The following is a 22394-nucleotide window of genomic DNA, read 5'->3' as shown; positions in this document are numbered from 1 at the left end:
CAATCTCGTACCAGCGGCCCAGATAGCGGTCTATATCGAGTGTGGCTACGGTAATGGGTTCTGCATGGGTGAAGCTGCTGATGATAAGGCCGAGGATTAAGATGGATAAGCGCATGATTGCCCCCTCTTTTTGCGATGTTTTTCATATTTTAGCAGCTTGCCGAGTAGATACGATGGTCTCGAATAGGGGGCTAGATCGGCCCCATCACAGAGTCTTTGAAGTGCCACGTTATTATTCTTAATGGGTCACGTTGGTGCAGGGGATTTGTTAGCCAGCAGATGGGGCATCGGCCCCTGTATTTTATACAGCCCTATCACTTGTTTAAGTGATAAGGTATAAGGCTGCACTTGCCTTGTTAAAATACCGATCATGTTCTGTTTATCTCTAGCCAAAACTCCTGATTTATTAGCGCTGCATGCCAGCGACCCTGTCCGATTTCCTGCCCTTGCCGAGACCGGAGGGGGGCATGCGGGTTGGGATATTTTATTTGCTCTGCCGCGTGAAGTACGTATCTATGCTGCTGCTGAGGGCGATGCCTTTGTGAGCGATTTGCGCAGCTTGCCTCTGGATGGCAAGTTGCCCCGCCCAGAAGAGCTACCTATTGATGCGCCTTTTACAGGTGGCTGGTTCACTTATGCGGGCTATGAGCTGCTTTCTACCTTTGAGCCGCATGTCGCACATCGCCCTGAGGCAGATTTCCCAGTTGCCGCACTGCTACGTATTCCTGCTGCGGTGTTGCTTGAGCGCCCATCTGGCCAGGCCTGGCTGGTAGCAGAAACGCTGGAAGAGCTAGAAATGTTGGCTGAGCGAGTCGCTAACACTCCTGAATTTAAGCCTGCGTTGCCACAAGTTGCATCAATCACAGAGGATGATCCAGCTGCCTTTTTACAAGGGGCAGAGCGAGCTCTTATATATATAAGAGAAGGCGATGTCTTTCAGGTGAATTTATCCCGTGGCTGGGATGTGCAGCTTGCAGAGACTTTAAGCCCTGCCGAGCTATTTGCCAGCTTACGTGTGCGTAATCCCGCACCGTTTTCTACCCTGCTTGATTTAGGCAAATATGGTGCCGTGGTGAGCTCATCCCCAGAGCGCTTAGTTAAAGTGAAGGGTGATCTGGTTGAAACACGGCCGATTGCCGGTACGCATCCCCGATCGCTTGACCCTATCGAAGATGCGGGCCTTAAAGCGCGGCTCTTAGCTACACCCAAAGAGCGTGCCGAGCATATTATGCTGGTTGATTTAGAGCGCAATGATCTGGGCCGTATTTGCCGGCCGGGCACGGTGCAAGTGGATGAGCTGATGGCTGTGGCAACCTATGCTTTTGTTCATCATATTGAATCCAATGTGCGTGGGCAGTTAAGCGCAGGGCAGACTCCGGCTGATATCCTTAGGGCGCTTTTCCCTGGTGGAACCATTACAGGTTGCCCTAAGGTTCGCTGCATGCAAATTATCAGAGAGCTGGAAGATCGGCCTCGTTATGCTTACACCGGCAGCTTGGGTTATATCAATCTGGATGGATCAATGGACCTTAATATCCTGATTCGTACTTTCTTACAAAGGCAAGATCAGCTTTATTTTAGAGCAGGCGCTGGCATTGTGATTGATTCAGATCCAGAGCGTGAGCTGCAAGAGACTCGGCATAAAGCACGTGGTTTGCTGCGCGCCTTGGGCGTGCAAGGTTAGGCTGTTTCATAGGGGGGCACCTTTGTGGCCCACATGTGAATGGATCAGTTAGGGTGGCAAAGCAAATCGTTTTGTTCACCCTTTTTTTATGGAGTTTTAGATGAGATTGCTTAATGGCCTGCCCCAAGACCATATCAGTATGGCTGATCGGGCGTTTCAATTTGGTGACGGGGTGTTTCGCACCATGCGTTGCACAGGCGGGGCAATTGAATTTTGGGCCAGACATTACACACGCTTACAGCAAGACTGCGCTGTCTTGGGAATCGTTTGCCCAAGCGAGGCGATCTTGCTGGAAGACTTTCGCCGCCTTACACCCGTTGACGCTGCACTTAAGATAATCATCTCTCGAGGTGAAACCGCTCGTGGTTATGGTGCGCCTGATCAGCTAGCTCCTAATCGAATTGTTCAGGTGGCTGCATTACCTGCCTACCCAGAAAAATTGTATCAAGAGGGGGCAAAAGTGCGTGTTTGTAGCACGCAGGCGAGCTGGCAACCCGCCCTGGCCGGGGTTAAGCATTTGAATCGTTTAGAAAATGTTTTAGCACGGCGGGAATGGAGCGATCCGAGCATTTTTGAAGGACTGATGCTGGATAGAGACGGCTTGGTGATCGAAGGCGTGATGAGTAATGTGTTGGTTTTATGCGACAGCATTTTAAGCACGCCAAAACTCGAGCAAAGCGGGGTGAATGGGGTGATGTGTGAGGTGGTTTTTGATGCTGCAATGCAGCATGGCTGGGAGGTAGAAAAACGAGCTTGGACGCTGGATGAGATCAAAAAAGCCGATGCCGTCTGGCTGACAAATAGTCTGATGGGATTATTGCCAGTGGTTGAGTTATGCGATCAGTATTTTTCTCCGAATGCCGCGCAGCCACTGCTGTCGGCGGCGGTGAATCAGTTGCGTCAAAAGGAAAAATTTGCGATTGTTGATGTACCGGATATGACGGAAGGGTAATTTTCACTGGGTGGAATAGGTAGTTAGCCGTACTCTGGCGCGCTTCCAAAACAAAAACGGCAAGCCCGAAGGCCTGCCGTTTTTGATGATCTGGAGGAGAGAGGGGGATTCGAACCCCCGATACTCTCGCGAGTACGCCTGATTTCGAGTCAGGTACATTCAACCACTCTGCCACCTCTCCAAAGAGGAGACGAATTCTAGCGCAATTTTTACCTAAGGCAAAGCAGTGTTTGTCATTTTAGGAGGAATTAGTGCAGAATGCGGCCGGTATCAACAAACGGGATGCGCATGAAACATTGGCTCATGGCTCTAGCAACAGTTGTTCTAACGGGTTGCGGCGATATGCCGGAACAATCTTCCAACCGGGTTCTTCCTTGGGCAGAATCACAAGAACTCGTCGTACTGGTACAGAACGGTCCGACCACACTCTATGTCGATGCTGAAGGCAATTACGCAGGCTTGGAGTACGACCTCGTTACTCGCTTTGCAGTAGCAAATGGGCTGAAAGTGCGTTTTATCGTCACCAGCAGCTATGCCGAGTTACTCTCGAGGTTGAAGGGAAATGAAGCTCACTTTGCGGTGGGAGTGCAAAAAGGTTTTGAAAGCGAAGGACTCGCATTCGGCCCCGCCTACCAAAGCATTGAACCGGTGCTGATTTACCCTAGCAACAAAACCGCTTCCAGTGTCTTAGCTGAGCTGAGTGCAGGTGAGGCTAGCATCAGCACTCTGCCGCAATATGCGATGGCGCTGAATAAGCTCAAGGTCAATAAACCGAATCTGAGCTGGCAAGTGGTTGAAGATGGCGATAGTGAAGATTTGATCGAGCGCGTTGCCAATGGCCAGCTTAGCTACGCCATGGTTGATTCGCACGCTGCGGATGTTGCTCAGAATTATTTTCCTAAAGTCGCTATTTCTCGCGAAATGGGCTCGGCACAGCAGCTTGCATGGGCAGCCCCTGACGCGGATAGCGAGTTGTTTACACTGTTTCAAGGCTTTTTCAGCAAAATGGCCCAAAGCGGTGAGATGCGCAGCTTACTCGACCGATATTACGGCCACGTGAATCGCCTTGGCCAAATGGATGCCATGGCATTCCTTGATAAGCGAAAAGCCACTTTGCCACGCTATAAAAAGTGGTTTAAAGAGGCAGAAGCCAAAACGGGTTTGGATTGGCGCTTGGTTGCCGCACTGTCTTATCAGGAATCGATGTGGGACCCGGAAGCGGTTTCGATGTCGGGTGTGCGTGGCATGATGATGCTCACCAACGATACGGCAGAGCGCTTGGGCGTGAATCGCCTCGACCCCTATCAGAGCATTCAGGGCGGCGCGCGTTATATCCAGACCATGAAAGACAGCTTGGCTGAGAATATCACCGAGCCGGATCGTACTTGGCTGGCCTTAGCCGCCTACAACGTCGGTTTGGGCCATCTGCTCGATGCCCGCGCATTGGCGGTGAAGCTGGGCAAAAACCCAGATAGCTGGGTGGACGTAAAAACCACCTTGCCACTTTTGCGTAATCCGCAATATTTTAAATCGGCTAAATACGGCTACGCCCGTGGTGGCGAGCCAGTGATTTTTGTTGAGCGCCTGCGTACTTACTACGATATTTTGGTGCGCTTCGAGAGCCCTGTGCAAAGCACGATGCCGGTGTTAAGCGAGAATATTGTGGTGCAAAACCCAAATAACTTGCCGCTGAACATCAATAACCGTGTGCTGGCAGCAAAGCAAGTGCGTACTGCGGCGCTTTAGGTTTACTTTTGTAGGGGGTGTGCAAGCCTATTTTGATTCTTGATGTGTTTTTTTGCAGGTTTTCGCAAAAACACGCGGGTTTCACCCCCTCTGCAAAGCGCCGCTTTTTTTTGAGAGCGAAGCCTGTAGGGCAGGTGCAACCCGCCGAGGCTTCTAATCCGCTACAATATCGCCTTCCACGCTCTATTCTCGGTAGCTTTTCTATGACTGTACGTACTCGTTTTGCCCCTAGTCCTACGGGCCTGTTACATATTGGTGGTGTGCGCACCGCGCTGTTTTCTTGGGCGCATGCACGCAAAAATGGCGGTGCATTTGTACTGCGTATTGAAGACACCGATTTAGAACGCTCAACGCCAGAATCAGTTAAAGCGATTATGGATGGCATGCATTGGGTAGGTATTGATTACGATGAAGGCCCGTTTTACCAGATGCAGCGCATGGATCGTTACCGTGAAGTGGTAAAACAGCTATTAGCCAGTGGTCACGCTTATCCTTGCTATATGTCCAAAGAAGAGCTTGATGTCATGCGTGCGACGCAAGAAGCTTTGGGCCTGAAAGCTAAGTACGATCGTCGTTGGAGACCCGAGGAAGGCAAGGTTCTGCCTGAGCCTCCTGCCGGCGTGCAGCCAGTATTGCGCTTTAGAACGCCACTCGATGGTGTTATTGCCTGGGATGATCTGGTCAAAGGCCGTATTGAAATTGGCAATGTCGAGCTGGATGATCTTATCATCGCTCGTCCTGATGGCACACCAACCTATAACTTCTGCGTGGTGGTCGATGACTGGGATATGGGCATTACCCAAGTGATTCGCGGTGATGATCATGTTAATAACACACCGCGTCAGATTCATATCTTTAACGCGCTAGGGGCTGCGGTACCGCAATTTGCCCATCTGCCGATGATTCATAACGATCAGGGGCAGAAACTATCCAAGCGCCGTGATGCCGTGAGTGTGGTCGATTACGATAGCGCCGGTTATTTGCCGGAAGCACTGCTCAACTATCTAGCCCGTTTAGGCTGGGGCCATGGTGACGATGAATGCTTCTCTATGGCGCAGTTTGTAGAATGGTTTGATCTAAAAGACGTGTCAGCCAGCCCAAGCCGCTTTGATAAAGAAAAACTGTTGTGGCTGAATGCGCAGCATATCAAGACCGCTGATGCCGCACGCCTTGCTGATCTTGCTAAACGGTTCCTGGATGAAAAGGGCGTAGACCTAAGCCAAGGGCCTGCACTGGTCGATGTGGTTGCATTGTTAAAAGAGCGTGTACAGACCATCGTAGAGCTGGCGACTGAGGCGACATACTTCTATCAGCCACTCACTCCATCGGATGAAGTGGGGGCTAAACATCTGACGAGCGACGATCTAGCTCGCCTGAGCGCCTTTGCGAGCGAAGCGGCTGCATTAGAAGTGTGGGACACCGCAAGTATCTCCGTCTTTATTAAAGAGTTTTGCAAATCGCAAGGCGTGAAAATGGGCCAAGTTGGCATGCCACTGCGCGCCAAAGTCTGCGGCACCACGCATACGCCTTCGGTGGATGCGGTGTTGGCTTTGCTGGGTAAGGCTGAAGTGCTGAAACGACTGGCTTAGGCGCGGTAGTTTAAAAAAGCCGAACGATTCATCGTTCGGCTTTTTTTCTGGGCGTTAGGCAGATATTTCGTCTTTGTAGGCTGTGGTTAGCGAAGCGTAACCCGACGTCTAGGCTGCCATAGCAAATTACTTTGCTCATCTTGTCAACATTACAAAGCGCGTAGGGCGTGTGAAACCAGCGGCATTATAATGGCGGCGTCCTATCCCTCCCTGGAGTATCGCTCATGCACGCCACTGAACTCTTACAAACGCTTACCCTTAGCCAGAAAGTAGCCCAGTTGTTTATGGTGGGATTTGATGGTCTTGTGCCCAACTCGCATATTGAAGAGATGCTTAGGGCGCATCAGATTGGTGGTATTATTTTATTTCGCCGTAATGTTGAAACACCTTCCCAGCTTGCTGCTCTGAATTTACGCTTACAAGAAATCAACGCAGAGCAAAGCAATGTGCCGCTCCTGATTGGTACAGATCAGGAAGGCGGCATGGTGATGCGGATCGAGCATGGCGTTACGCCTTTGCCGTCAGCGATGGCATTTAAAAGCGCTGGCAGTGAAACAGATTGCGAAGCACTCACCAAGGTGGGTAATGCCGAGTTGAAATCGCTGGGGATTAATATCAATTTCGCGCCAGTGCTGGATATTAATAATAATCCGCAAAACCCGGTGATTGGCGTGCGTGCTTATGGTGAAACCGTGAGCGAGGTCAGCCAGTTTGGTTTGGCTGCTTTGCGGGGCATGCAATCTGCTGGCATGGCAGCAACGGGTAAGCATTTTCCGGGGCATGGTGATACGGCGGTTGATTCTCATCACAGCATGCCGGTGGTGGCACATGATAGGGCACGATTAGATGCCGTTGAGCTGGCCCCGTTTAGAGCAGCTTTTGGCGCTGGGCTGGATGCGCTGATGACGGCGCACGTTGCTTTCCCCGCCATTGAGCCAGATCTGGCAAAGCCTGCAACTATTTCACACGCCACCCTCACTGGCTTATTAAGAAATGAGTTGGCTTATCAAGGCGTAGTGATTACTGACTGCTTAGAAATGGATGCGATTGGCAAAGGAGTGGGCACCGTAGCAGGCGCGGTATTCTCGATTCAAGCCGGGGCCGATATTGTGCTGATTTCGCACACTCCTGCCAAACAAGCTGCCGCTTTGGCAGAAGTTTTGCAGGCTGTGAAAGCAGGCGATATTTCAGTCGCACGTATTGATGAATCTGTGCTGCGTATCTTGGCTTTAAAGCAGCGCTATCAGATGTCGGCATGGGCAAATCTTGCGCCATCTTTACTGGCCTCCGAAGCATTGCAATTATCTGCACGTGTACATCAAGCTGCGATTACTGGCCATGCTCAGCCATTAGATAAAAATAAGCCGGTCTTTTTAATTAGTGCCGAAGTGCGCACACACACTGAAATCGATGAAGTGGCGCTTGGTAAAACGCCAGAGGCGCGTAACTCGCTGGCTCAGCCATTAAGCGAGCTAGGCTACAGAGTGGATGAGCAGTGGATTGCTTTGCAGCCAGATGCTGCCGAGGTTGATACGGTGCTTAGCCAGGCCGCTCATGCCGGGCAAATTATTTTTGTGTCTTATAACGCTCAATTATTTAAAGAGCAGCAGGCGCTGATCGAGGCTTTGCCGCAAGACAAGCTGTGGCTGATTGCGGGCCGCTTGCCTTATGATTTAGACCTTGCACCTAAAGCGGCTGGCCGACTAAGTTGCTGCTCTAATCGCCCTGCCGCTTTATATGCATTGGCCCAGAAGTTGGCTGTTAATATCTAATTAAATAGACAAGCCGGTTTTTCAGCCTGTGGGAAGCCGGCTATTTAATGTTTGTTGTGTGTTTTCAGTGAAGGGCAGGCCTTCTTCGCGTGGCTTTAGGGCTTGGTTGCATAAGTCGGAGCCGTTGTGAATAGATTATTGAACGCTTTCTTTGTGAGCTAGGGCACAGCGTTATATTTTTAGCTAATACCAATCAATCTTTCAAATTCCAAACATTTCCTTTCTCTATGTTTTTTTATAGCGGATTTTGTGCTTTTCAGGCGAAAGTATGGCTTTTTTTTGCTGTAAATAACGCAATAGAAGCATGTGTTTTTAAATACATCATGATTTTTCTTGCTTGTTTTTATTTTGCTTAAATACCAGACACGTAATTATTGAATTTTTGTTGATTGATCTGAAATGTTGTTTCCGGTAAAAATACACATCAGATAAATAGATTGATTTGATTTTAATTAATCTTATTTTGTCTTTTATTAATTATTAGATTTTGACTAATAATTATTTTTTTTAAATGTAGTCGTGTTTTTAAATCTTATATTTTAAATATTTAAGGAACAGATATGAACATCAAGAAAAATGCGGCTGCAATTGTTATATTGCTTAGCTTGTTTAGTTCAGCACATGCGGTAAATGCATATGTTGACCAATTTATTAGCTTTAAAGATGCCGTAGGAAATAATGCAGTTGCATTTGGCAATAATGGCACGCTCACTGCTCCTCCTGCTGAGGTGGTAAATCCTAATATTATTCTTGGTGCGCCTACCGCTGCTCAATGGGTTTCAGTGCCTACTGATTACTCTGCGGTATATGGCTTTAATGGAAAAAACGCGACTGAAGGGCTAGATATTTATTATGTAGATGCAGGCGCTTTGTCTAATGTGAGCGTTTGGGGAAAGCTGAATGTTGCTGATGCCTGGACTAAAATTGGCTCGGTAACCGAAGGTGCGCCTACGGGGAGTACTTATAATCCAGTGTCGTCTTTTTTAAGCTTGGCCGGTACCGGCTTAAGCGCGGTAAGCCAAGTGATGATTCGCGGTACAGATGTAGCGGGCTGGTCTCCTGGTTTTGATTTAATGGGGGTTCAAGGTCGAGGCATGATGGCCGCACCTGTACCAGAGCCAGAAACATATGCATTAATGGGCTTAGGATTAATTGCCTTATTGGTAAAACGCCGCAGGCAAGTTGATGCGTCTTAGTAAAATATTTAAAAAAGGCCATTGAATAATGGCCTTTTTTTATTAGCTAATCACATGCCGATGTATCGATCTGGCCTGTGATTAATTGCAATTGCCAGATTTAAAGCAAATGCGCCTAAAACAGAAATTAATAATTGCTTGTGGTCAACTACGCCAAAGCCCACGCATAAAATAAACAGATCCACCACCAATTGCACATAACCTGTGCGCCAGCCAAAGCGTTTTTGCAAATACAGAGCCAGTACGGTGACACCACCTAAGCTGGCTTTATGCCGGATCAGCATCAAAATTCCAACACCCGCCAATAATCCGCCCATCAGCCCGGCAAAAATGGGATCAATATTGCCTAGATTAATTAAATCGGGCAGCCAACCGCATAGCAAGGCCAGCGTGCCTACGCAGGCAAAAGTTTTGAGCGTGAATTCTTTACCCAGCATGCGGTAAGAAAAAATATAAATAGGCAGATTGATCAGAAACAGCACCGTGCCATACGACCAGTGCGCAATATAGTGCAGCAGAAAAGCTAAACCGGTTGCGCCACCAGTAAGCAGCCCCGCCTGTTTAAAAAACTGAATCGCCAGCGCCATTAATAAGACACCCGTGAGCAATCCTTGCAAGTCTTCTAACAGAGTGTGGGCGTGTTGAGGCTGGGACATACAATACCGATTTAAAATAAAAAGCAGGGGCGGAGCATAGCCACGAATGCTATGCAGGTAAACGGAAGGAAGTCGCAAAGTTTACATTTATTGCGCAAAATCAAGCCGCCGATCAGGGCGGGCAAGATGTGACTGAAGTTAAGTCACTTTGAGGCCGATAAACTGGGGTATACCTTTATGCAAGACATTGATAGGGAGCTTTATCGTGATTAACTCTGTTTCTCAATCGAACCCAGTGAGTAGCGCTGCTTCAGCAAGTAAAGACATCAAAGAGAGTAAGGAAACAGATAAAAAGCCTGAAATCAGCGCAGCAAATATTCGTGCGCAAACTAATCAGCAAATCTTGCAAGCTTCTTTGCAAGTATCGATCAGTAGTGGCGATAAGCCGATGCAGCTTTTATTTAGAAGTGCCATCGATAAAATCAACGAAGTATTGCAGCCTGAATTTGGCGACGACGCGATTAAAAACGCGATGGGGCAAGATAATTCACCAGAGGGCACTGCCGGGCGAATTGTGGCGCTGTCCACTGGGTTTTATGAAGCATTTGCCAAGCAAAGACCGGGACAAGATCCGGAAAAAATAGCTGAAGAATTTACCAAGGTGATTCGTGGCGGGGTAGAGCAAGGCTTTAAAGAGGCAAAAGAGATTCTGAAAAGCTTGCAAGTATTGGATGGCACTATCGCCAGCAATGTGGAGAAAACCTATGAGCTGGTGCAAAAAGGTCTGGATGACTTTTTGGCTAGCAAAAAGGTCAAGGTATAGCTGTCTGTCGGTACTTAAGCACCCTTAGAGTAAATCTCTGGCTTGCAATCGTTTTTGATGATTGTTGAGGCGAATCGCTGGTTATTTAACGAAAAACCATCGAAATATAGCCAAATATGCTGTTTTAGCAATAGGGCAGTCTTAAGTTTGACACGTTGTGAAGGCAATCCATTTGAAAGGCGGCGCAAGCCGCCTTTTTTTATAAAGCCAAACGATGATGACTTTTAAGGTTTTTTGAACTGGCGGGCAATACACTGCCTGCCGCTGCACGACGAGTGGCATTACCTCGCTCGATAAGATGGCTGCTCAATGATTTGGGGCTGGCTTAGCGGCGTCTAAAATACGCCAGATACGAGCTATCTTCGGGGAGGTATTTGCCGGAAGAGGGTTGCCAGAGCAAGCTCTGATCTCGCAACGCACTGATGGCCGCTTGCACAGTTGAAACCGTGAGGTTGGTATTTTCAGGCAGCTCTGCGGCGTATTGGCTTATTGCATTGCTGGAAAAAGGCGCAAAGTTATTCTGCGAGTTGAGTGTGATCGTTTTAAAGATCGCACGTTGAATGGGGGTTAAAGCATTCACCGTGGTTTCAATCTCAAAAGCGGCTGATCTCACCATATCCAGTGCCACATCTTGGATGGAGCGCTCGATAGGCTCCAGCATATATTTACCTAGCGCATCAATCAGCAAATCAGGCTTGCAGCCTAAGATTTGAAAAGCCCCCAAAGTGCTCTCGCGCTTTAGTTTTTTAGCTGCGTTGCTGCCGATAGCATCGTTAACTGCATAAATAAAAAACTCAATAAAATTGCTGTCCAGTAGTGGAAACTCCTCTACCGAGCTGCCATAAAATGCGCTCGTTTTCGGGCTGCAAAGATTGGATAGTTTATCCCGCTGCGAGCCGGTAAAAACCAGTACAAAATCATGTCCTGCCTGGTCAATTTGCTGATTGGAGGTATCGCGAATTGATTTCAGCGCAAAGGTCGCTTTTTTACCATCATCACTGCTTAAAGCCTGTTGCGCCTCATCGACTACCAGCATCACTGTGTGGTTTTTTGCCCGCTCCTTCAGCTGCTGATAGGACTCGCTAACTGATGTGGGTACATCTTCAGCGGGAATGGTGAAATCAAGCTTGAACTCCCCTGCACCAATTTGCCCACCCGCAATCCCTGCCGATCTGGCTGTGCTTAGTAATCGGCCTTCCATTTCTTTACTTTTTTGATGCAAAGCTTCGCAAATCAATGCGCTGGGCGATTTATTCTGATCGCTCCATAAATCCACATAAATAACTAGCCAGCCACGGCTTTGTGCCTCAGGGATTAAATCATTATTAATAAATTGTGTTTTTCCCACTCGGCGCGGGGCAGCAAGGAATAGGTTTTTTGTGCTGCTGATTAAGCTCAGCCCACTGAGCGTATCGCAATAACGCTTAGCGAGATCGGTGCGGGGATAGTGTTTCATAGTGAATTATTTTATCTACTATAAGTTTATAGTTGAATGAATAATAAACTATATAAGAGGCAAAAAGAAGAAAAGATGAGCTGCATGATGCGGTGGTGAGTGTACTGAGCTGTAGAGAGTGTAATACGAATAACAAGTTGCTGTCTCTATGTTTTCTATTAGCTTAATTAAATATTAAGCACACAGGGGGGAATTACCTCCTTTTCCATGTTTTTGTTCATTGAATGCCAAGCTTAATGCCAAAAATAGCAGGGGTTTAGCTTGATGACGGGGTTTAAATTTCATATTCCTATTCTCTAGTCAAGTGCTGTAGTAGTGAGCAGGTGGCTTGAAAGGGACAGGCGAATGCAGTGCTTTAGAAAAAAACAAGATAAAAACGAAGTGCCTATTGTTGGTTTATGTAGGTTGTTTAATAAAAACAATGACTTATAAAATATTAAAAATAAAAGACCACCGTTCGCCTCCTTATGCAAGGGTAAATGCGCTTTTGTGATTGCAATCACATTCTTAAAAATAGGGCGGGAGAACAATGCATTTGTCCGAGGCGCAATCCATTATGGAAAAGCCCTGGCGTGAAGCTGGACGATAGCTTACATAAACTTTTTGGAGTACGTAAAAATGGCAACTGCAGCAGCATTAGCATTCGTGCAAAAACTCTATGTCGCTTACTATCAACGTCCAGCCGACTACGCTGGGCAGCAATACTGGGCGGAAAAATTTGATAAAGAAGGTGGCGCTTCGGCGATTGCCAATGCATTCGCTACCTCCGCAGAATCGGTAACGCTGTATGGCACACAAGCCTTGGCCGCACAAATTAGCGCTGTTTACCAAGCATCGTTTGGCCGTGCGGCAGAAACCGCTGGCTTGCAATTTTATCTGAATGAAATTAGCGCTGGCCGTATGACCGTGGGTACGATGGCGGTTTCCGTTTTAAACGGTGCAGCAGGTGCAGATTTAACCGTACTAAATGCCAAGCTGGCGGTTGCCGCGGCCTATACCACAGCTGCATCAGATGCAACGGGTATTCTCAAATACGCAGGTACAGCGGCAGCAGATATTGCCCGTACATTCCTGACTGCTGTAGTTAGCGTTGCAACGCAAACTTCTCAAACAGCCTTAATTACCGCCAATTTGAATTCGATTGTTGCTCAAGGCACAGCCTTTACGCTGACTACCGGTATCGATAGCTTTACGGGTACTGCAGGCAGCGATAGCTTCAGCTCTACAGCGGTAGGCGGTTTTGGCGCTCTGGATAGTCTGGATGGTGGTGCGGGTACGGATGTTTTAACCGTTTCTGATACGACCGCGATTGCTACTTCGACTAGCCAAGTGGTTAAAAATATTGAAACTGTCACCTTGTCGTCTAGTGCAGGTGTAACTGCAGACATGACTGCTTGGACAGGGCTCACAAAGGCCACGATCAATGGCGTAGGGGCAATGACAATTACTGCGGCAGACACCGCGAATGTCAGTGTTGCTACTTCAGGGGCTGGTAATGTAGCCGTGATCGGAACAGGTGGCGATTTAGCTGTGGTTGCAGGTACAGGCAATGTGACAATTGGTGGTACTGCCGTCGCTAATAAACTCGCTTCTGTGAGTGTTACTAATGGTGCCGCGGTAGCGGTTACTGATCGTAGTGGTACTGCGGCTGCAACGGGTAGCACGCTGAAAACAGTAACCGTAAGTGGTGCAACAGGCGCATCTACGATTACTGGCGATGGCGTAACTACGCTTAATCTGACTAATTTAAATGCGGCAACAACAGTTAACAATGTGACACTCACGGCAGCAGCTGCAACACGGGCTTTAGTGCTTAATTTAAACGGTGTGGATGAAGGTGCTGCGGGTACTGACGCAGGTACAACGGTTGTTACCGATGCAGAAGCTACATCCTTAACCATTAATGCAACAGGCAGCCGCTCATTCGACGTAACCGCTACTACTGCAAAAGCAGTGTCGCTAGCGGTAAAAGCAGATGTAGATTTGCAAATGGACGCATTAGGCAGCGCTGTTTCTACCACGCTTAATGTTTCTGGCGCAGGTAAATTTACAGCGGATGCACAAACACTGACCGCTGCAGGTGTGATCACCAGCACCAGCACTGGTGGCGTAATTCTTACAACCGCTTTGGGTGCAGGTCAGCAGTTTGTAGGTACTTCATCTACCGGTGCGGATACCATTACCGTGGCAGCATCCACAGTTGCTCATACCACGGGTGCAGGTAACGATACGGTAACAGCAGGCATTATGGGGACTGGCGGTAGTGTAAACGGCGGCGACGGCACGGATATCTTGTCGATTGCTTCTGCAACAGCTGTTGCTGTAACCGTAACGACTGTAGCCAATGCCGCTAACTACACCAATTTTGAAACGCTACGTCTGAATGATGGTTTGGGCGCTTCGATTGATGCAACCAAGCTGGTGGGTGTGAACGCAATTAATGTGCATGGTGCGGTTACAACAGGCTCCACAGTTACATTAAACACCGGCAACACCGTAGGCTTAGGTGCTGACTCGGGCGGTACCATCGGCTTTACAGCTACCCCAGCTGTAAACACTAATGCGCTAACCTTGAATACTAATGGCTGGGATGTAACTGGCCTGATTACTACAACAGGTGTAGGCACATTAAACCTGAGCAGCGGTACAGCAACGGTTGCGGTTGCCAACTCAGCTACCGTTCTTGGGCTGGCATTTGATGCTGCTACATTAACAGGTGGTCTGACTATGGCCGGCTTGTCTGGCGGTACTTTGGGCACAATCAACCTTACAGGTAGCAATGCCATTACCTTTGGTGCTGCAATTAGTGGGGCTTCAGTGATTAATGCTTCTGCATTAACCGGTGCCTTAACCATGTTTGCAACGGGTGCGGTGACTGCTTCAATTACTGCAACGGGCGGCTCGGGCAACGATGTCTTGGTTGGTTCTACCGTGGCAGATACCTTGGTGGGTGGTGCAGGCAATGACACCTTAGCTAACCGGGTAACAGGTGCGAATACAACGACAGCAGATTCATTAACAGGTGGCACAGGCGCAGATAACTTTGTCTTGCGTGGTGACACCGCTACGGGCGCGGTATCGACGGTTATTGGCACTGTGTCCCGCGTGATGGATTTTACAATCGGCACCTCCGCTGCTACTTCAGACGTATTGAACCTGTCTGCAACATCTGGCAACTACGCTAATGCCGCTACTGGCCTAAATTCAACCGTAGCAGCAGCGGCCGCATCTTCAACAGTTGTTCAATCTGTTGCAGTGAATGCATCTGCAGCAGCGATTACTGCTGGTGCAGATTTAATCAAACTAACCACCGGTGGCACTACAACCGGTACCTTGCAAGCTGCATTTGATGCTGCGATTGGTACTTCAACCGTTACTGGTCTTACTGCAGGAAATGAAATCTTTGTATCCCTGTATGACACAACCAATAGCCGTATGTTGATCTTGGTTGCCGATGCAGGTGCAGGGACTAATACCATCCTAGAAACAGGTGATGTTGTTTCTCTGGTTGGCTCCATTGATATGACTGCGGCCGATTATGTACTCTTTACTAACGCTAACTTGGCCATTATCGCTGCGTAAAGCTCAATGCAGCAGGCTGAGATTTTAAACACCTGCTAATCATTGCGTTTACCCAACCCCCGCATCTGTCATGGATGCGGGGGTTTTTCTATAAACAATCTAAATAGATAAATAGCACTATGCCTGATGAGTAAGAGGCATCATGATTTGCTTTATCTGCGGTGTGATTAAACCCCAGAATATTCCCGTAAAAAATCAGCTAAAGCCCAGCCATCCAGTAGCCCGTCGCCGTCCAGATCGATGGCGGCCCAGCCTTCTTTTTCTCTTAGTACAAATACTCTCTTTTGCGCGGGCAGCAGCTCAAGGATAGAGAACTCTAAACCCGCCCCCGAGCGTAAATTTAAACCCTTGCGCGCAATGACTTGATAGCCGTGCTCATCGGCAGAAACGCTTTGCGCCATTGTGCTGGCATTAATAAAGCTATCGTGGCTCTCCAGCCATAAGCTGGCTTCTGCGGCCCGTCGGGCGATCAAGCCTTTGAGTACTTTTAGCTGGCCGCTGGCTGGCTCACGCGCTTTATTCCATCTGGCCATTTCAGCAGGTACGGCAGCATCATGGCCTGCGTTTAGTTTTTTAAGCAGGGTGCTGTGCTGCAGGCTGCTCACGCCCACATTGAAAGTAAAACTGCAAAGTGCCGAAAACTGATTGCTGTGCAGTTTTACTTTGACCAGCTTTTCAATGGCGGCGGCCACTTTTGCCATATCTTTGGCAAGTAAAGCATCGGCTTCCGCTTCACTGATGTTTGCCGTACTGGCGTTGATGCCATCTGTGTGGCCGTAGCCTATTGTCCATACTCCCGCCGGGCAGGCGTAGGGTTGCAGATAAAGACCTTCAAACTGTTTGACTAGCTTAAGACCTGCCGGATTGATCTGGTGTGACATGGTTTTGCTCCTGATTGCTTATCAAAGAGAATAGCCTCGGGTTTTCTGCCGGGTAAGTTTTGTTTGAAATACGAGCCGATGCAGTGCCGTTTAGCGTGTAATTACTCCGCTCTATATGCATCAGATAAAGCGTTGAGGCACACAAAGCCGGAGCGCAAGAAAAACGGCCTGCACATCCTACAAAAACTGGGTTGCTTGCCTGGAAGTGTGGTGGGGCCGATTTATCAGCTGCATAGCTGATGCTGAGTTTATATACGATCCGCTACAGCCGTATTTTGGTGCTGAAAATGTATGCAAGATTGACTTTAGCCACAGGCATGTCATGCTGAAGGCTATTAACGCAAAATGATGGATTTGAGATTATGGCTAAGCCAAGGGTAGAGAGAGCGCCAAAATTTGATCTGGTGCAGGTTGATTTTCCAACGCTCCAAAAGTATCTGCCTTTATATGATTTAACCGATAGCAAGGGCCGCTATCTGCATTGGGATAAGCTGAAATGGCGGGTTCCCAGAGATGAAGCGCAAAATATTTGGTTTGCGATCAAGTTTCAGCGCTTTATCCAAATGAAGGAGATCGATTTATTCGACGAGCAAGGCGAATCCTTTAGCTATTGCATCCCAAATTCGATGGAAGCCAAGCTGCATCAGGTGATTAAGACGGCAGGTGGCAGCGTGGCGGTGGTGGCTGGAATGGCTGCTACGATGCAAATTCAGGCCAAATTTCTGGTTTCCTCTTTAATTATGGAAGAGGCCATCAGCAGTGCCCAGCTGGAAGGCGCGGCCACCACGCGTGAAGTGGCTAAAAAAATGCTGGAGGATGAAAGAGCGCCGCTTAATGAAGATGAACGGATGATTCTTAATAATTTTTTTCTGCTTAAACAAGCAGAAAAAGAGTGCAAGCAAGCATTAACGGTTGATTTGATTTTAGATTTTCATCGGGTTGCTACAGAAGGCACAACAGGCAATAGCGTTTTGCCCGGGCATTTTAGGGATGCTGATGATATTTTTGTGGAAGACGGCAACGGGGGTATTGCGCATCAGCCGCCTAAACACCACTTAATTCAGGAGCGCTTGCAAGCGCTGTGTGATTTTGCCAATGCCAATCATTCCGGCCTGGATGGTTGCGAGTTTATTGCGCCGGTAGTAAAGGCCATTATTTTGCATTTTATGCTGGGTTTTGAGCATCCGTTCAGGGATGGTAATGGCCGCACAGCCAGAGCTTTGTTTTATTGGTTTATGCTTAAGAATGAGTACGATCTGTTTAAGTATATTTCCATTAGTAAATTACTTAAAAATAGCCCGAAGGATTATGGCCTGTCTTACTTATATACAGAAACGGATCAGAACGATTTAACCTATTTTATTGATTACCAGTTAGATATTATTATTCAGGCTTTTGATGAGCTGAAAAAATATCTTGAAGAAAAAACGCAAGAGTTTAATCAGGTTGTAGCGCTGCTGGAGAAATCAAAATTTGGTCAGGCGCTTAATTTTGTGCAAAAAGATATTATTAAAAAAGCCAGCAAATCACCGGGCAGGTATTTCTCAGTAAAAGAAATTGTCAGCGATTATGGCATTGCGGATAACTCCGCCAGAAGCTATTTAAACAAGCTGGCAGAGTACCGGCTGCTCCTGCCTAGCAAAGATGGCAGAACCACTTTATATATTGCACCATCAGATTTATTGCAAAGACTGGTTTAAATGTTTTTCCTGTTATTTAAATATTCCAAAAGAATTTTTTCTGATTATGCCTCTTGCTCAATCTCATTATAAATATCGTAGGGCGGGTGAAACCCGCGTATTTATTCAGAATTGCTCGCGGGTTTCACCCGCCCTACGAAGAACGTTTCGCTTAAACTGACAGGACTGGGGTAAAACCCACCAGCTTATTTACTAAGCCTTACCAGGCTATTCCCAGCGCTTTAAAGATGTTCAGCTGCTTTTCTGAAAACGTTTGTGCCTGGCGATTTAATTCTGCGAGATTGTCTTCTTCAGTTTCTAAAGCTTGCCCTTCTTTTACCAAGGTTTGGTTTTGCATAGCTAAGATTTGCCAGGCAAATTGTGCCCATTCTGCTGGGTGCTTTTTGCCTTGGCTGCGGGCCAGTAAAAACAACTGCTGAAAGCGCCCGATGCTAATGCCACCGCCTGAAACAGGGCTGGCCAGATGGCTGATATCGTGGCTGCCGCGTGCCTGATTGCATAAATAATAGTTGAGTTTTTCGCAGGATTTTTTTGCTTTGGCAATATGGGCATCGTCTTGTACTGCCACCACACTGCCTCCGCCAATTAACACGAGGGCGGCTTGTAAAATTTGTGATAAAGCTAGGCCCGTGGCTTGCTCGATTTGCCCAAGGCTGATGATCTGATGATCGGCTATGGTATTTAAAATGGGCGCATAAACATGGTCTTGCATAGTGGCTTCGCCCAGATTGCCTGTTACTTTGAGCGATACATCGGCACGGTGCTGAACCAGCAACACGCGCAATTGCCGAGCCTGTTCTGCTTGCGCTAATTTGCTGAGTTTGCGTGGCCCACGCACCCAGTAATCGCGGCGAAACTGCTGATTCACCATAAAATCACGCGTCGTTTCTCTGAACATGGCATCGGGAATTGCCGCAAGAAATTGCTGCTGCTCGCTACTTAAATTAATGGCATCAATATGGTCCATATAATGCGCAGAGCAGGCAAAGCTGAGCTTGGCTGGCTCCAGCCACTCTGCCATGGTGGCAAAGTGCATAGGCAGCCAATCCCGATTAAAATATTCATGTGCCAGATAATGGCGATTTTGTTCTTTTATTTTTTGTATTCGCTCCGCTATTTGCGGGTTTGCCCGCGCATACATAGGCTGGGTGGCGAATAGTTTTTCGGTAAAATCGAGTGCGCCATTAATCCGGCTCACAATGCCATTGCCTTCTGCACCAATAATCTCGGCGTGTTCGGTCATTAAATGCCGTATTGGAGCAAAGCTGGCCCAGCCGGGCTGGGTGTTATAGCTAATATATAAAACACCGCCTACTTTTAATTTTCGGCGAATAAATTCAACAATTACGCCACGGTTTTCATCTGATATCCAGCTCCAAATACCATGCAGGCCGATATAATCGAACTCGGGTAAATCACTACGGGTAGCAAAATCAGCAAAGGCTTCATCAAATAATTTAGCCCCTCCACCAGAAATGCCGGCCAACTCTTGGGCAAAGCCCGCCTGAGACGGATTAAAATCGGTGCCATGCCATTGCGTTACACTGGCGGCGGCATGCAAATTAGCACTCATTCCCTGGCCAAAGCCTAATTCACATGCATTACCCATTTCCGGATAGGCTAAGCCAGCGCTTAGAAAAGCGAGCTTTACCCGTAGGGGGTTAAGCTCACTGTAATAGCCAAATGTATATCCGATATCTGCTATATAGCCTGCTGTCCAATCGCTCATGCTGATTTTCCTTGCTTGTTAATCAATAGATAAAGGGTGATTTGATCGATGTTTGTTTAATGCACATAATGCTGGCGCAAGTTTAAAAATGGCAATTCAATACTACGCCAGCTTAAATCGGCTAGCAGGCAGCTTAGTAGTAGTGCTAGTGTGATTTTTCCTAGCAAAATAGGAATAGATAAATCGCTAACCAGATAATGGCTTAATAAGTAAAGAACCATCGCATGCAATAGGTAAAACGAATAAGAGCGCTGCCCGATAAAAGAAAGAAATTTTTCTATTAAATCGGGTAAACGCCATTGAGTATTTGTATAGGCATAAATAAACAGCCCCCATAGCAATGCTTCTAAGGTATACCAGATCACTAAAATAAAACTGCGGCTGCTTTCATTAAATAAAATAGCGTATTGGGAGCGGAATACGCTGATCGAGATAATGATCAGCGTGGTTATTATTAATGCGTAGGGCCTTTTAAAAAAAGAGCCGAGTGCTAATGTGGCAAAGCCCATGCCAATTAAGAACTGATCAAGCCGGCCAATGAGAGTGGATTGCAATACATGGGCAGGGTGTGCAGCAAGGCTAAGTACACATAACTTTAAAACTAAAAAAATAAGCAGCATTCTGCCAATATAGACCAAACCTTGCTGGCGGACAAAGAGTGCTAGAAACGGAAAAATAAGATAAAAAGTGAATTCAATTGAAATAGTCCATGCTGCACCAGTTACAAAATAATCAGAGGTGGCGGGCTTACCAATATTGCTGATAAATAAATAGAGTAAATCCTGAGGCTGAAATTTATCACGGCCTAACGAAATGGCTAAGAAAAAAACCAGTAAAAATAATGGAAAAATACGCAGGAAACGGTTGAAAATAAATCGGCGATAATCAATATTGCCGCTTATGGCTATTTTCATAAACAAATAGCCGGAAAGCGTAAAAAATAAACCAACGCCAATATGGCCTTCAGTAAAAATGGCGAGTAAGGGCCAGGAAGGAAACGATTGCCAGCTGCCATAGAAATGATGAAATGCGTGATAGAAAAAAACCAATAGCGCCGCCAAAGCGCGAATATGCTCTAGCTTGGGGTTAAATGCGATATTGCTGGAGTGTGGCGACATCGATTCCCTCGTTTTATATATGGTGTTTTTCGTATGACGGGTGAAACTCCACCCTATCAACTTAGGCTAAGTCATAAGTTAAATCGGTATTTGTAGGGTGTACAACAGTCGCTCTTCTCCGAGAACGGTGCGCAAGAAAAACGACTTGCACACCCTACACAAAACCATACTTTGCTTTGACCTTAAGCTGGCAGGCGGGGTGAAACCTGCATATTTTGAATATTCAATCTTTCAACGCAATACCTGATCTACCGCTTGCAAATCTGTTTCTTGCAATGTGCCAGCATAAAATTTCAGGCGGATATAGCCGCTTAGGTAGGTGTATTGGGCTGCTGTGTGTTTTTGCTGGGCTTCAAAGAAGCGGCTTTGGGCGTTGAGCAAATCCACATTGCTGCGCACGCCTGACTGGATGCCTTTGCGGGTGGATTGGATTAGCACATCGCCAGAGCGCACGGCTTCTTGCAGGGCTCTGATTTGTGCAGAGCTGGAGCTTAAGTCCAGATATTGCTGGCGTAAGCCCAGCTCAACTTGTTGCTGCATGCTGCGCTGATCTTCGGTGGCTGCGGTGTGCAGGGCGACGGCGCGTTTGCTGCGGGCGTTGATTTCCCCACCGGAGAAAACCGGAATGCTGGCGTAGACTATGATGCTATTGGATTTGATCAGATTATCTACCGTGGTATAGCTGGGGCTGTGCTCATAGCTGCTGCGCAGCCGCAGATCGACGGTGGGCAGGTGTTGATCGATATTTTTGCTGATTTCTAATTGAGCGGCGTTCACCGAAGCCTGACGCTCAAAAAGCACGGGATTATTTTGTTTGGCCTGATTAAGCCATTCGGCCAATGGGTAGCGCAGGTGCAAATCGGCCTGCATATCGGTGGGTTTACGGTGGGCCAGTCTGCTCATCGGCTCGCCTACGGTAACGCTGAGTTCATGCAGCTTGCTGCTGTGTGCGGCTTCGGCAGAAAGAATATCGGCATCAACAAAATCAAGGCGGTTTTGTGCTTCGTTTACATCGGTAATGGTGCCGTGGCCTGCTGCATACCATTTGCTGGCTTGGGTTTTTTGCTCCTGATAGGCCTTTTTTTGTTCGCTTAAGAGCTGCAGTTTGTCAAAAGCCAGCTGCACATCAAGGTATTGCTGGGCCAGCCTTAAAATAAGCTCTTGCTGGCTGCGATCAAGCGCGTGATTCGCTTCTTTTTGCTGAAACTCGGCTTGCGATAGATTATCCCATGCAGCCATTTTGAATAAGGGTTGCACAAGGGTGGCGGCGTAAACTTGGCCATTAAATAAATAGTCTTTAGCAATGGTTTGCTCTTTTGCGCCTTCGCCTATATCAAATTCGGTTTTGACCCATTCCCGGCTGCCTTGGGCAGAGAGTGATAAATTAGGTAGTAAGGCTGCTCTGGCAATGGGGACAATTTCCTGCGCAGCTAAGTTTTGTGCTTTGGCAAGTGCAAAGCGGCTGTCGTTTTGCATGGCCTTAGGGTAAAGCTGGGCTAAATCTGCGGCATGGCTGGCAGCGCAAAATAACAGGGGGATTAAGCAGATCTTGCTGTGCATAGGGATCTCC

Annotated in this window: 15 protein-coding genes and 1 tRNA gene; 9 read left to right on the top strand and 7 right to left on the bottom strand. The window is 47.6% G+C overall.

What is annotated here, in order from left to right; translation table 11 throughout:
• Positions 1 to 370 precede the first annotated feature (370 nt).
• Positions 371 to 1684 (top strand): aminodeoxychorismate synthase component I, encoded by a 1314-nt coding sequence (locus VN23_RS14890; protein WP_046351416.1) that lies wholly within the window; start codon positions 371 to 373, stop codon positions 1682 to 1684.
• A 100-nt stretch (positions 1685 to 1784) separates the two neighbouring features.
• Entirely contained in the window at positions 1785 to 2636 is an 852-nt protein-coding gene (gene pabC / locus VN23_RS14885; protein WP_052746530.1) for an aminodeoxychorismate lyase, read from the top strand.
• Positions 2637 to 2727: 91 nt separating this feature from the next.
• On the opposite strand, the gene VN23_RS14880 is transcribed toward pabC, so the two are convergent.
• Positions 2728 to 2817: transfer RNA gene (locus VN23_RS14880), tRNA-Ser, on the bottom strand.
• Positions 2818 to 2924: 107 nt separating this feature from the next.
• Here VN23_RS14880 and mltF point away from each other — a divergent pair.
• The 4 genes from mltF (at position 2925) to VN23_RS21855 (ending at position 8939) form a co-directional block, all read left to right on the top strand.
• Positions 2925 to 4382, top strand: a complete 1458-nt coding sequence (gene mltF, locus VN23_RS14875; RefSeq protein WP_062654914.1) for a membrane-bound lytic murein transglycosylase MltF — start codon at positions 2925 to 2927, stop codon at positions 4380 to 4382.
• Between the two features lie 203 nt (positions 4383 to 4585).
• Complete coding sequence (gene gltX, locus VN23_RS14870; RefSeq protein WP_046351488.1) at positions 4586 to 5971, top strand: glutamate--tRNA ligase; 1386 nt, start codon at positions 4586 to 4588, stop codon at positions 5969 to 5971.
• A 224-nt stretch (positions 5972 to 6195) separates the two neighbouring features.
• Positions 6196 to 7743: a beta-N-acetylhexosaminidase gene (gene nagZ, locus VN23_RS14865; RefSeq protein WP_046351417.1), complete on the top strand. Its 1548-nt coding sequence runs from the start codon at positions 6196 to 6198 to the stop codon at positions 7741 to 7743.
• Between the two features lie 560 nt (positions 7744 to 8303).
• The gene (locus VN23_RS21855) at positions 8304 to 8939 is read left to right on the top strand and encodes a PEP-CTERM sorting domain-containing protein (protein WP_046351418.1); all 636 of its coding nucleotides are present in this window, start codon (positions 8304 to 8306) and stop codon (positions 8937 to 8939) included.
• A 50-nt stretch (positions 8940 to 8989) separates the two neighbouring features.
• Here VN23_RS21855 and VN23_RS14855 read toward each other — a convergent pair whose 3' ends face one another.
• Positions 8990 to 9595, bottom strand: a complete 606-nt coding sequence (locus VN23_RS14855; RefSeq protein WP_197432927.1) for a YitT family protein — start codon at positions 9593 to 9595, stop codon at positions 8990 to 8992.
• A gap of 205 nt (positions 9596 to 9800) precedes the next feature.
• Between VN23_RS14855 and VN23_RS14850 the strand changes: the two genes are divergently transcribed.
• Entirely contained in the window at positions 9801 to 10358 is a 558-nt protein-coding gene (locus tag VN23_RS14850) for a DUF5610 domain-containing protein (RefSeq protein WP_046351419.1), read from the top strand.
• Positions 10359 to 10683: 325 nt separating this feature from the next.
• On the opposite strand, the gene VN23_RS14845 is transcribed toward VN23_RS14850, so the two are convergent.
• Positions 10684 to 11814, bottom strand: coding sequence for a hypothetical protein (locus VN23_RS14845; RefSeq protein ID WP_046351420.1), 1131 nt, complete (start codon positions 11812 to 11814; stop codon positions 10684 to 10686).
• A 618-nt stretch (positions 11815 to 12432) separates the two neighbouring features.
• Here VN23_RS14845 and VN23_RS14840 point away from each other — a divergent pair.
• Entirely contained in the window at positions 12433 to 15396 is a 2964-nt protein-coding gene (locus VN23_RS14840) for a DUF4214 domain-containing protein (RefSeq protein WP_046351421.1), read from the top strand.
• Positions 15397 to 15563: 167 nt separating this feature from the next.
• Here VN23_RS14840 and VN23_RS14835 read toward each other — a convergent pair whose 3' ends face one another.
• A complete protein-coding gene (locus VN23_RS14835; RefSeq protein ID WP_046351422.1) occupies positions 15564 to 16277 on the bottom strand; it encodes a lysozyme in 714 nt (237 codons plus the stop codon).
• A gap of 362 nt (positions 16278 to 16639) precedes the next feature.
• Between VN23_RS14835 and VN23_RS14830 the strand changes: the two genes are divergently transcribed.
• Positions 16640 to 17977 (top strand): Fic family protein, encoded by a 1338-nt coding sequence (locus VN23_RS14830; RefSeq protein WP_046351423.1) that lies wholly within the window; start codon positions 16640 to 16642, stop codon positions 17975 to 17977.
• A 199-nt stretch (positions 17978 to 18176) separates the two neighbouring features.
• Here VN23_RS14830 and VN23_RS14825 read toward each other — a convergent pair whose 3' ends face one another.
• The 3 genes from VN23_RS14825 to VN23_RS14815 form a co-directional block, all read right to left on the bottom strand.
• Complete coding sequence (locus VN23_RS14825) at positions 18177 to 19706, bottom strand: class I SAM-dependent methyltransferase (RefSeq protein WP_046351424.1); 1530 nt, start codon at positions 19704 to 19706, stop codon at positions 18177 to 18179.
• A 56-nt stretch (positions 19707 to 19762) separates the two neighbouring features.
• A complete protein-coding gene (locus VN23_RS14820) occupies positions 19763 to 20824 on the bottom strand; it encodes an acyltransferase family protein (protein ID WP_046351425.1) in 1062 nt (353 codons plus the stop codon).
• Positions 20825 to 21055: 231 nt separating this feature from the next.
• Positions 21056 to 22384 (bottom strand): TolC family outer membrane protein, encoded by a 1329-nt coding sequence (locus VN23_RS14815; RefSeq protein ID WP_046351426.1) that lies wholly within the window; start codon positions 22382 to 22384, stop codon positions 21056 to 21058.
• Between the last annotated feature and the right edge of the window lie 10 nt (positions 22385 to 22394).

Origin of the sequence: Janthinobacterium sp. B9-8, assembly GCF_000969645.2 — a bacterium.
Lineage (GTDB): Bacteria > Pseudomonadota > Gammaproteobacteria > Burkholderiales > Chitinibacteraceae > Iodobacter.
The sequence above is the reverse complement of the archived record's forward strand: the minus strand, read 5'-3'. Positions and strand labels throughout refer to the sequence as shown.

Bases quoted from the DNA above. Each gene is read 5' to 3' on its own strand.
- VN23_RS14835 (WP_046351422.1), bottom strand. From the start codon at position 16,277: ATGTCACACCAGATCAATCCGGCAGGTCTTAAGCTAGTCAAACAGTTT.
- VN23_RS14855 (WP_197432927.1), bottom strand. From the start codon at position 9,595: ATGTCCCAGCCTCAACACGCCCACACTCTGTTAGAAGACTTGCAAGGA.
- VN23_RS14820 (WP_046351425.1), bottom strand. From the start codon at position 20,824: ATGTCGCCACACTCCAGCAATATCGCATTTAACCCCAAGCTAGAGCAT.
- VN23_RS14815 (WP_046351426.1), bottom strand. From the start codon at position 22,384: ATGCACAGCAAGATCTGCTTAATCCCCCTGTTATTTTGCGCTGCCAGC.
- VN23_RS14890 (WP_046351416.1), top strand. From the start codon at position 371: ATGTTCTGTTTATCTCTAGCCAAAACTCCTGATTTATTAGCGCTGCAT.
- gltX (WP_046351488.1), top strand. From the start codon at position 4,586: ATGACTGTACGTACTCGTTTTGCCCCTAGTCCTACGGGCCTGTTACAT.
- VN23_RS14845 (WP_046351420.1), bottom strand. From the start codon at position 11,814: ATGAAACACTATCCCCGCACCGATCTCGCTAAGCGTTATTGCGATACG.
- nagZ (WP_046351417.1), top strand. From the start codon at position 6,196: ATGCACGCCACTGAACTCTTACAAACGCTTACCCTTAGCCAGAAAGTA.
- VN23_RS14825 (WP_046351424.1), bottom strand. From the start codon at position 19,706: ATGAGCGATTGGACAGCAGGCTATATAGCAGATATCGGATATACATTT.
- VN23_RS21855 (WP_046351418.1), top strand. From the start codon at position 8,304: ATGAACATCAAGAAAAATGCGGCTGCAATTGTTATATTGCTTAGCTTG.
- mltF (WP_062654914.1), top strand. From the start codon at position 2,925: ATGAAACATTGGCTCATGGCTCTAGCAACAGTTGTTCTAACGGGTTGC.
- pabC (WP_052746530.1), top strand. From the start codon at position 1,785: ATGAGATTGCTTAATGGCCTGCCCCAAGACCATATCAGTATGGCTGAT.
- VN23_RS14830 (WP_046351423.1), top strand. From the start codon at position 16,640: ATGGCTAAGCCAAGGGTAGAGAGAGCGCCAAAATTTGATCTGGTGCAG.
- VN23_RS14840 (WP_046351421.1), top strand. From the start codon at position 12,433: ATGGCAACTGCAGCAGCATTAGCATTCGTGCAAAAACTCTATGTCGCT.